Source organism: Mucilaginibacter sp. P4_G9, from assembly GCF_056400985.1.
The window spans coordinates 1-11,033 of the sequence record NZ_JBFUKF010000172.1; the positions used below are offsets into that span (position 1 = coordinate 1).

12 protein-coding genes are annotated in these 11,033 nt (G+C 40.0%); 9 read left to right on the top strand and 3 right to left on the bottom strand.

Features of this window, described 5'->3' with window-relative positions:
- Positions 1 to 330: hypothetical protein (locus AC1DPZ_RS15285; protein WP_477404850.1), on the bottom strand; the 330-nt coding region annotated here is incomplete at its 3' end.
- Between the two features lie 457 nt (positions 331 to 787).
- Positions 788 to 1,210 carry a type II 3-dehydroquinate dehydratase gene (aroQ, locus tag AC1DPZ_RS15290; RefSeq protein ID WP_477404852.1) on the bottom strand — a complete coding sequence of 141 codons (423 nt, stop codon included), beginning with the start codon at positions 1,208 to 1,210 and terminating at the stop codon, positions 788 to 790.
- 40 nt (positions 1,211 to 1,250) lie between these two features.
- Between aroQ and xerD the strand changes: the two genes are divergently transcribed.
- Positions 1,251 to 2,150, top strand: a complete 900-nt coding sequence (gene xerD, locus AC1DPZ_RS15295) for a site-specific tyrosine recombinase XerD (RefSeq protein ID WP_477404854.1) — start codon at positions 1,251 to 1,253, stop codon at positions 2,148 to 2,150.
- On the opposite strand, the gene prmC is transcribed toward xerD, so the two are convergent.
- Complete coding sequence (gene prmC / locus AC1DPZ_RS15300) at positions 2,145 to 3,014, bottom strand: peptide chain release factor N(5)-glutamine methyltransferase (protein WP_477404856.1); 870 nt, start codon at positions 3,012 to 3,014, stop codon at positions 2,145 to 2,147. The two genes, xerD and prmC, sit on opposite strands and share 6 nt — an antisense overlap.
- A gap of 33 nt (positions 3,015 to 3,047) precedes the next feature.
- On the opposite strand from prmC, the gene ribD reads away from it, so the two are divergent.
- From ribD to AC1DPZ_RS15340, 8 genes are all read left to right on the top strand, one after another.
- The gene (ribD, locus tag AC1DPZ_RS15305; protein WP_477404858.1) at positions 3,048 to 4,103 is read left to right on the top strand and encodes a bifunctional diaminohydroxyphosphoribosylaminopyrimidine deaminase/5-amino-6-(5-phosphoribosylamino)uracil reductase RibD; all 1,056 of its coding nucleotides are present in this window, start codon (positions 3,048 to 3,050) and stop codon (positions 4,101 to 4,103) included.
- 1 nt (position 4,104) lies between these two features.
- Positions 4,105 to 4,983 (top strand): EamA family transporter, encoded by an 879-nt coding sequence (locus tag AC1DPZ_RS15310; RefSeq protein ID WP_477404860.1) that lies wholly within the window; start codon positions 4,105 to 4,107, stop codon positions 4,981 to 4,983.
- A gap of 66 nt (positions 4,984 to 5,049) precedes the next feature.
- A complete protein-coding gene (locus AC1DPZ_RS15315; protein ID WP_477404863.1) occupies positions 5,050 to 5,664 on the top strand; it encodes an IMPACT family protein in 615 nt (204 codons plus the stop codon).
- Positions 5,665 to 5,970: 306 nt separating this feature from the next.
- Positions 5,971 to 7,326, top strand: coding sequence for a magnesium transporter (gene mgtE, locus AC1DPZ_RS15320; RefSeq protein WP_477404865.1), 1,356 nt, complete (start codon positions 5,971 to 5,973; stop codon positions 7,324 to 7,326).
- Positions 7,327 to 7,375: 49 nt separating this feature from the next.
- Positions 7,376 to 8,383, top strand: coding sequence for a biotin synthase BioB (gene bioB, locus AC1DPZ_RS15325; protein ID WP_477404867.1), 1,008 nt, complete (start codon positions 7,376 to 7,378; stop codon positions 8,381 to 8,383).
- A gap of 247 nt (positions 8,384 to 8,630) precedes the next feature.
- Positions 8,631 to 8,996, top strand: a complete 366-nt coding sequence (locus AC1DPZ_RS15330) for a VOC family protein (RefSeq protein WP_477404869.1) — start codon at positions 8,631 to 8,633, stop codon at positions 8,994 to 8,996.
- 198 nt (positions 8,997 to 9,194) lie between these two features.
- Entirely contained in the window at positions 9,195 to 9,761 is a 567-nt protein-coding gene (locus tag AC1DPZ_RS15335; protein ID WP_477404871.1) for an RNA polymerase sigma factor, read from the top strand.
- Between the two features lie 195 nt (positions 9,762 to 9,956).
- Positions 9,957 to 10,928 (top strand): FecR family protein, encoded by a 972-nt coding sequence (locus AC1DPZ_RS15340; protein ID WP_477404873.1) that lies wholly within the window; start codon positions 9,957 to 9,959, stop codon positions 10,926 to 10,928.
- Positions 10,929 to 11,033: the final 105 nt, after the last annotated feature.

Genomic DNA, 11,033 nt, shown 5'->3' on the forward strand with positions numbered 1-11,033 from the left:
GTTGTCTATTAATGATTTAATCAGGCCAATCCGTCTTTCAAAAGAAGGCAGTTTCTGGCTGATTTCTATCGTATCCAATTCTTTAGAAAGATTGGTTTTGATTTGGTTAAAAGACGAAGTATAATACTCCACCTTTTGTAAAAGGTTATTTACCGATGTGTCTGATTTTTTGAGTGACCGCATCAGCGAATCCCGCGACAGGATGGCAGCGCGGAGGGAATCCCTTACCGATCGCTGTTTTTTCTTTTTTGTTTGCGCAAGCACATCGGCACAAGAAAAAAGCGTGATGAATAATAAGATAAAAGCGGTAACCTTAGATAATTTATGCATCGTAAAAGATAGGCTGAAAGCAATGTGTTAACACATTATAGCTGAAAACGTTTTAAAAAAGATAAAAGATGTAAGAGGTTGTATAAAATCCGTGCGTCATTGCGAGTATCCACCAGGATAATCCTGGAAAAAAATGGGGATGACGTGTTGGGTTTAGGGCCTCACAACACCAATGTCATTCCGAGCTCAGCGCGGCAATCGCGAACTGTGCAGGTCCGCCCTGTATAGCATGCGATTGCTTCGTTCCTCGCAATGACATAGATTATATTAAAAAATAGATCTGACAATCAGACACTTGCAAACACGCCATTATAAGGTACGAAGCAATCCCCTACTATGCAGATTGGATTTTGTTAAAAAAAGGCTGTCATGCTGAGCCTGTCGAAGCATAGCGGGTGAAGGCCTCTGCGCGCGATCCTTCGACAGGCTCAGGGTGACAGCCAATTACTTCCTGCCCTTATTTAGAGGCAACAAAATTTTCTATTCCCAATCTATATGAATCCATACCAAAACCGGCAATAACACCTTTGCAACTTGCAGCTAACATAGAATGGTGTCTAAACTCCTCGCGTTTATAAACGTTAGAGATATGCACCTCGATAACAGGCGTATTGATGGCCGCAATGGCATCGGCGATAGCAATAGATGTATGGGTATAAGCGCCGGCATTTATTACTATGCCATCGTATTCGAAACCAATTTCGTGCAGCTTGTTTATAATTTCGCCTTCAACATTACTTTGGTAATAATTAATGGTGATGTTTGCGTAACGTGAGCGCAGCTCTTCAAGGTAGCTTTCAAAATTGGTGTTACCGTAGATTGATTTTTCGCGTACACCAAGCAGATTTAAATTGGGGCCGTTAATAATTTGTATCTTCATTGGTTCAAACTTAACTATAAAACATTAAAAGTAAAATCAATTGGATTGGCGTTCGGCAATAAAAGGTTTCCAGGCTTATTTAAAATTAGAGAAATCGCTGGCTGATAACTCTGTTGAAGCTTATAGCAGGGATATAGAAAAGCTGTTTCAATTTGCTGATGCACAATCAATTAAACTAAAGCCAGAAGCTATTACTTTAAATGATCTGCGCCAGTTTATTAACTGGGTGAATGAGTTGGGGATGATTCCGTCTTCGCAGGCCAGAATACTGTCTGGCATTAAGGCTTTTTATAAGTATATGCTGATGGAGGATATTATAAAAAATGATCCGTCGGAGTTATTGGAATCACCCAAAATACAGCGCAAACTGCCCGATACGCTCAGCTACCAGGATATCAATAAAATAATTGCCGCTATTGATCTTTCCAAACCCGAAGGCGCGCGTAACAAAGCCATATTAGAAACACTTTACGGCAGTGGCCTGCGGGTATCTGAGCTTACAGAGCTTAAACTATCTAATCTATACCTTGATATTGAATTTATAAAGGTTACCGGTAAAGGCAATAAAGAACGCCTGGTACCTATTGGTGCCGAGGCTATCAAAGCCCTTAAAATATGGATTGAAAATGTTCGTGTACATACTCCAATAAAAAAAGGAGAGGAGGACATTGTGTTTTTAAACCGGCGAGGATCAAGGCTAAGCCGCCAGCTTATATTTTTAATGATCAAAGATCTTGCAGAGATTGTAGGGTTAAAAAAAACGATAAGTCCGCACACCTTCCGCCATTCCTTTGCTACTCACCTTGTGGAAGGCGGCGCTGATTTACGTGCCGTACAGGAAATGCTGGGCCATGAAAGTATCACCACAACCGAAATTTATACGCATTTAGACAGGGAGTATCTGAAGAGCACAATCAGCCAGTTTCATCCCCGGTCATAAGTTGGCAACCGCTTTCACCATTCTGTCCCTGCCGCTCATATCCTTCCTTAATTCTATGTTTACAAAGCCCTTATCCCGCAATAATTCTACTGTTTCCTTACCAAAGCTTTCGTTAATCTCGAAAAACAGGTACCCGCCTGGCATTAAATTAACCAAAGCAAAATCGGCTATAGCCCTGTAAAATAGCAGGGGATCGTTTTCTGGCACAAACAGGGCTGTATGCGGCTCAAAATCGGTTACATTGGTATGCATCTGCTTTTTATCAACAATAGTAACATAGGGCGGATTGCTCACAATGATATCCGACTTTGGAATGGTGCTATCAGGTAAAAAAGTGAGTATATCAAGGTTTAGGAAATGAACTTCTGTTTCATTAAGTTCTGCATTATCCTCGGCAGTTCTTAACGCGTCCTCAGATACGTCTATTGCAAAAACAACAGCACCAGGTAAATTCTTTTTCAAGGTAATAGCGATGCACCCGCTACCGGTTCCTATGTCGATAATGCGTCCGGAAAACTTTTCACCTTTCACTTTTTGCCTTTCTCCCAAAATCCACTCAACCAACTCCTCGGTTTCAGGCCGGGGAATCAGTACGGAAGGATTTACTGTAAAAGGCAGACCGTAAAACTCAGTAATACCTAAAATATATTGAATGGGTTTACCTGTTAGTAATTCGGCGAGGATATTTTTTAACTTTTCAGATTGTTCGACGGTTATTTCCTTTTCAGGAAATGCTTTAACAGATGCTTTTGATAAGTTAGCTACCACGCTGATGCACAATAAACTAAGTGCCTCTGTTTCATTAATGGCGTAAATATTGTTCAGCCGTTTGTAATCTTCAAAAACATCCTGGATTGTAATCATACAACAAAGTAACATAAAAGCTACTTTTGCTGCATGGTTCAACATGAAATATTTATGCAGCGCTGCCTGGAACTTGCCGAACTGGGTGCCGGGCTGGTTAGTCCGAATCCGATGGTGGGCGCCGTTGTTGTTCATGATGGTAAAATAATAGGCGAGGGGTATCACCAGAAATATGGCGAAGCCCATGCCGAAGTAAATGCTATTGCACAGGTTACCGGCAGGTTTGATAATTCAACTGAATTGCTAAAGCAATCGGTAATATATGTTTCTTTGGAGCCATGCGCGCATTATGGTAAAACGCCGCCCTGCGCCGATTTGATCATTAAGCACCAGATCCCCGTAGTGGTTGTTGGCACGCGCGATCCTTTTGCGCAGGTTGATGGTAAGGGAATTGAAAAGCTAACAGCTGCCGGTATTAACGTAATCACGGGGGTGCTGGAAGCCGAGTGCCAGTGGCTCAACCGCCGCTTTTTTACTAAGGTGCAAAAACACAGGCCATACATCATCCTGAAATGGGCGCAAACTGCCGATGGCTTTTTTGCCCCGGATGATGGCAGCCAGCTTTGGATAACCGGTACCGAATCGCGTAAGCTGGTACATAAATGGCGCAGCGAAGAAGATGCTATATTGGTAGGAAAAAATACAGTTGCCATTGATAACCCACAATTGAACGTACGCTACTGGGAAGGCCGATCGCCCAAACGGGTGGTTATTGATAGGCGGCTGGAGTTAAACAAACAGTTGAACGTATTTGATCAATCTGTTGAAACACTGATTTTTAACGAAATTGAATTTAATGTTGACGGCAAGAACAAATATATTGCCCTGGAGGATTTTGAACGTTATGTGCCCCAGTATATTTTGTACCAGTTATACCTGCAGGATATTCAATCGGTTATTATTGAAGGCGGCGCACGTACCCTGCAAACATTCATGGAAGCCGGTTTATGGGATGAGGCCCGTATTTTCACAGGGAAAACTGTTTTAGCAAAAGGCATAAAATCACCACAAATAACAGGTATAATTGCGGGCGAATCTTTAATTGGGGCCGACCGCCTGCAAGTGTTATACAATAAGCCTATTATATAAAATGCTATACGTTTTTTTAAGTATCTGTTGCAGTGTTATTGTGTCGATTATGCTAAAGCTGGCCAGGCGTTATCATATTGATGTTTTCCAGGCAATCACCTGGAATTACTCAATGGCCATACTGCTTACCTGGATATTTTTTAAACCATCGCTATCAAACCTGCAGGATACTCCAATTTACAATTACCTGGCGCTCGGGATACTATTTCCATTGATTTTTGTAATTATGGCATCGTCGGTACGTAAGGCAGGGATAGTGCGTACAGATGTGGCACAACGTTTATCGCTGTTTATACCTATAGTTGCTGCATTCTTTTTGTTTGGCGAGGCGTCAAACACAGTTAAAATAATTGGTATTGTGCTGGCATTTATTGCTATCATATGTTCAATCCCCTGGCAAAAAAACGCAGGCAACAGAATAGAAAATGGCTCGTGGTTTTATTTGCTTATTGTGTTTTTAGGCTTTGGAGTTATTGATGTATTATTAAAACAGATAACCAAGGTAAACAATATACCGTTCACTACGGCTATCTTTATCGTATTTATACTGGCGTTTGTATTATCGCTGATTGGATTGTTTTACCAGGTTATTACAAAAAAAATGCGTTTTTCCTGGCCGCATATTTTAATTGGCTGGGTATTGGGTATGTTTAACTTTGGGAATATATTATTTTACCTAAAGGCCCATAAGGCCCTGGCAAACAATCCATCATCTGTATTTTCAGCAATGAACATCGGTGTTATTGTTGCTGGTGCTTTAGTTGGTATGCTGATATTCAAAGAAAAACTTAGTCTTCTTAATAAAATAGGGATAGTGATAGCTGTTTTGGCTATTGTAATCATCTACTTTCCGCAAACGCTGGGTTTTCTGCACTTGTAACGTTTAATATTCATTACGAAGGCCGATAACCGCTTTTGCTTTAAACTTTCAGCTACAGCTTTAAAAATGCTTTTTGACGATACTTACCAAACTATAGAAAAACCAACCGAAAGCCTTTTTCGCGACCGTGGCAGTAAGTTCCTGGGCTTTGCATATCCTATCAGGTCAGAAAGTGAGATTAAAGGTATTGTTGCTAAACTGAAAGCCGAACATCCCAAAGCCAATCACCATTGCTGGGCCACACGGTTAAGTATCGATAGGTCGGTATTCAGGATAAATGATGATGGTGAACCATCAGGCACCGCCGGGCGACCTATTTTAAATACCCTGTTATCTAAGGATCTTACCAATATCCTGGTTGTAGTTGTGCGCTATTTTGGTGGTACATTGTTAGGTGTTCCCGGTTTGATCAATGCTTATAAGGTTGCTACCGAAGAGGCTTTGAAGCTGGCTGTTGTTGTCCATAAAACCGTAAACGATGTTTATACCATTACATTTGATTACCTGCAAATGAACGATGTAATGCGGATAATTAAGGATGATAGCCTGGTTGTACTTGAGCAGCAATTTGATAATGATTGTAGCATACGGCTTTCCATCCGCAAAACGCAGGTAGAACAAACCCTGGGTAAATTAAGTAAGATAAATGCGTTAAAATCCCTGTATAATTATAGTCTTTAACGGATATATATCTATTTTTCAGAATAAATATCAACACTGAAAAAAAGATGTGCGACAAGTAATGTCGTACATCTTTTTTTATTTAAACCTTTAAGTTTCTAATAATAAGACAATTACAAGACTAAATACAAAATAGTTAAAAAAAAACGACAAACCCTCACTTTTGTACCGGAACACACAAATCGATACACATTTACCACCCCCGTTAATGTTATTATTAACCTGTTAGTTCAGCCTTAATTTTAACGCTCAATTAATGCCTTTTTAATTCCTGTTTTGTGGCTTAAATGAGTATTTTAGTCGCATATGCAATCTTTTGAATTAGATAAAACCGATCTGCTCCGCATTAAAACCGCCCTTGAGGGCGATGATGCTGATTTAGAGGTTGTTTTGCAGGACTACCACGCTTCGGAGATTGCCTTACTCTTTGAACAGCTTCCGCAGGAAGCGAAAGAACGCATTATCAATATCCTGCCAACCGACGTTGCCTCAGAAGTAATTTCGGAAATGGACGAGGAGCATCACCCCGAAGAACTGCTCATTAATCTGCATCCCGAAAAAAGATCGGAGATTGTGGAGGAGCTGGACTATGACGATGCCACCGATATTATTTCACAGCTTGACGAGGATCAGCAGCATGAAATATTAAAGGATATCGACCAGGAAGATGCAAGCAGCATTCGGGCCTTGTTAAGTTATGACGAGGATACAGCGGGTGGTTTGATGAACTCCGATATTATTAAGGTGAACATCAACCTTGATAAAAAAAACGCGTTGGACGAGATCATCCGTCAATCTGAAGAAATGGAAGAGTTTTACACCATTTATGTTGTCGACGATTTTGATATCCTGAAAGGAATATTATCCATAAAAGATGTAATTAAGGCCCACGCCGATGTAAAAGTGAAAGCCCTGGTAAAACGCGACCCTGTTTACGTAAAGGCCGATCTTGACCAGGAGGAAGTGGCGCGCTTAATATCACAGTACAATTTAACCACCATCCCCGTAGTTGATGATAACATGAAACTGCTTGGCAGGGTTACAGTTGATGATATCATCGACGTAATGGAGCAGGAAAACACCGAGGATCTATTAAAGATCTCCGGTGTATCTGAAGATGAGGAACTAAGCGGTAACTGGAAAGATGCTGTAAAAAGCCGTCTGCCATGGTTGGTGATAAACTTAGCAACAGCGTATTTAGCAGCATCTGTAATCCGTCATTTTGATGATACTGTTTCCCAGGTAAAGGGAATAGCGGCGTACATGACTATTATAGCAGGTATGGGAGGCAACGCTGCCACGCAGGCTCTTGCAGTAACAGTTAGGCGTATATCGCTAAGCAACCTTACCGATAGCCAGGCGTACAATACAGTTATTAAAGAATTTTTAGTTGGTATGCTCAACGGTGCGGCCAATGGGTTAGTAGTATTTTGTATTGCCTTATTTTATGATGCTAACCCGATGTTGGGCCTGGTTTTGTTTTTAGCAATGACAGGTAATTTAATTATTGCAGGCATCACCGGTGCATCTATTCCGCTTGTATTAAAGAGGATAGGGGTCGATCCAGCAGTTGCGTCATCTATTATCATAACCACTTTTACAGATTGCGCGGGTTTTTTGCTGCCACTTTACCTTGCTACTAAGCTTTTATTACATCATTAATTTTCCAATCAAGCTTTTATTATAAATTTGAACCATCAAAATTGAGACTATGACTGAAGTAAGATACGATTGGACAAAAGAGCAAATAGCAGAAATATACAACACCCCGTTGCTTGATCTTGTTTACAAGGCAGCAACTATACACCGTGAAAATACTGATTACGCCGAGGTACAGATCAGTTCACTTATCTCTATCAAAACTGGTGGTTGTTCTGAGGATTGCGCTTATTGCCCCCAGGCTGCACGTTACAATACGGGTGTTAATGTACATGCCATCATGCCTAAAGATGAAGTTATTGCCGCGGCCGAAAAGGCAAAAGCAGGTGGCGCATCAAGGCTTTGCATGGGTGCCGCATGGCGCGAGGTACGTGATAACCGCGATTTTGACAAGGTAATAGATATGGTGAAGGCTGTTAATAGCCTTGATATGGAAGTTTGCTGTACACTGGGTATGCTTACCGAGAGCCAGGCTCAACGTTTGGCAGATGCAGGTTTGTATGCCTACAATCACAACCTTGATACATCTGAAGAGGATTACAAGCGTATTATAACAACCCGTACCTATGATGAACGCCTTGAAACATTGAAGCATGTACGCAAAGCAAAAATTTCGGTTTGTAGTGGAGGTATTATCGGCTTAGGCGAAACAGTAGAAGACCGGATCTCCATGCTGAAAACACTGTCAAACCTGCCAAAGCATCCCGAATCTGTACCAATCAATGCTTTGGTACCTGTGGCAGGTACACCATTAGCCGATCAGCCAAGGGTATCTGTTTGGGAAATGGTGAGAATGATAGCCACTACCCGCATCATTATGCCAAAAACGGTCGTACGTTTATCAGCCGGTCGTACCGAAATGAGTGTTGTTGAGCAGGCTTTCTGCTTTATGGCGGGTGCCAATTCAATTTTTGCGGGGGAGAAGCTCTTAACCACTCCAAATCCGTCATTTGATAGCGATATGGCAATGTTTGAGTTACTCGGCCTATCGCCACGTAAAGCTTTCAAAAATGGGCGCCCTCACGAAGTGAAAGAAATGGAAAAAGACACCATCTCCTAATTAATCAGGAGATGACATCAGATTGATCAATTTCCTGGCCTGAAACTATCTTGATGACACCAATGTGAATTTTTGATTTAGCTAACAATAAAATGTGGCACAAGGAACCTATTGTCACATTTTATTGAATAGTAGAAATAACCAGGTAAACTTTTTATCTTTATTCAACTTCAGTTCAGGGATGGAGGGGTCTGGCTCTATAATCATCAGACCCTGCAACAATTAGCGGCAATTAAAAATCAACACAATGGAACATAAAGCCATATCAATTCGACCATTCATCGGAGTTGAAAACTTTGAGCTGTCGCGGAGTTTTTACCGGGACCTGGGATTTGAAGAAAGTATTTTGACTTATAATATGTCCTATTTCAAAACGAATGGCTTAGGGTTTTATTTACAGGATGCTTACGTGCGGGATTGGGTAGACAATTCAATGATTTTTTTAGAAGTTGAAGACGTTGGCCGGTATTGGAATGAACTTTTGGCTTTGGATCTTACATCTAAATATAAACGCGTAAAACTAACGCCAATTCGACAATATGATTGGGGACGAGAGTGTTTTATGCATGACCCATCCGGAATCCTATGGCATTTTGGGGAATTTTTCAAGTAGTTGAACCAACTGTTATCCGGATTTGCTGCTTATATCTGTGATTATTTCGGGATATAAAAAAGCCTAAAGCGATCTAAATTAATGCAACATTATCAACAGGTTAAATATTTTATAATGATTTGTTGAAATGAATAAAACCTTCATTATATTAGGTAAAATTTTTATTATTTTAACATAATATGAACCGTTGCCGATTTAATGAAAAGCGATATCCCGAAAACAGAGCCAGAGTTTGAATTTCGCCGGATATTTGAGGAATATAAACGTCAGGTTTATACACAGGTTTATGCTATTGCAAAATCGCAATATGCGGCAGAGGAAATTACCCAGGAGATATTTATTAAAATTTGGCAGAATCGTGAATTACTTAGCAGTATAAAAAATCTGGATGGATATATCTATACCATCGTTCGTAATTATTCATTAAATTATTTAAGAAAAGCCGCGAGTGATCTGCGACTTGTCAACCATTTAATGAAAATTGCAGTCCCCGGTTATAACAACACAGACTCGGCAGTGCAGCTATCCGAATACAAAAAACTTATTCATACAGCAGTCAGCCAGTTATCGCCACAACGTCGATTGGTTTACGAGCTGAATAAGGATAACGATTTGAGTTACGACGATATCGCTTCTCAATTAAATTTATCAAAACACACTGTAAAAAACCATTTGCTCTCCGCATTGGCTTCGATAAGAGGTTACCTTACCCAAAATGGTATTGATCCAACCATTATTCTTATCTTAATGTTTATCAAACTATAGCTTCTCAAAAATTAAATGTTTATGGGAATATTTATTTTATTTAATACAATGAATGTGATTGTTAATGGTATATTCTGCACTTTGCAAGTTATATAAAACAACATTTTTTTAACGTTCTATTAAAAAGAATAAAATTTTTATTTGCATTAGTCTGTTTGTGATTTTACTGTGTCTTTAATGTAATTGCACAACTAAATGGATCACAAACAAAGAATATCATATCTGTTAAACCAATACATCAATAATGCTTGCACCCAACAAGAATTTGATGAGTTGATGTCTGAAATTAAAACATCCCAAAATCTGGTCGATTTTGATAAGGTGCTAAAAAAACATTGGGCAAAATCGGCTCATGTAATCAACCAACATAACGTACACTGGGATGGTATTTATGAAAATGTCAAAGCGAAAACGCAAAAACGTTATAATACCGGAAGGATGTTTAAATATGCCGCATGTTTTGCTTTAATATTTCTTGTGTGTGCTATAAGTGTATATAAGTATAAGAAAGTTGTCATTGGTACAAAATATTTAACCGCTTATTCTTTGCCTGCAAAAACCAAGGTAATAACATTAGCTGATGGCACCCGTGTTACCTTAAACGCGAACAGTGATTTGCGCTACCCACAAAAATTTAATGGTACGACAAGAGAAGTTTATTTAAAAGGCGAGGCTTATTTTGAGGTAGTTCACGATGAAAAGAAACCATTTATTGTTTATTCGGGCACGCTAAAAACACAGGTTTTAGGCACATCATTCACGATTAGCGCTTATGACGAGCACCGACCCATAAAAGTGACCGTTTTAACCGGTAAGGTAGGTCTGGTTGATCAAAGCAATAAAGCGCATGTTATACTTACTCCCGGGCTTTGTGCCACCACTGATCAAACAAACCAAAATTTCACAATAAGCCATATTGCCGAGCCGGCTGATGCCATTGCATGGCTGGATGATAAGTTGACGTTCGAAAACGCTACACTGGCCGATGTGGCAGACGCTTTAGGCAATAAATATGCAGTCAACATTAAAATATCAAATCATCAGTTGGCGACACAGCGTATCACGGCAATATTTCAGAACCAAACACTGCCTGATATTCTAAATGGTATTACCAGGCTCACGCATTCTAAATACCACGTTAACAAAAATGTTTATACCCTATTTTAATAAATAACCCGAATGATAAACCCTAAAACCAATTGCCTATAGATATCATAACAACAACATAAAAAAGGTTGAGTGTGATTGCAGCACGCCCAACCTCATCAAGCT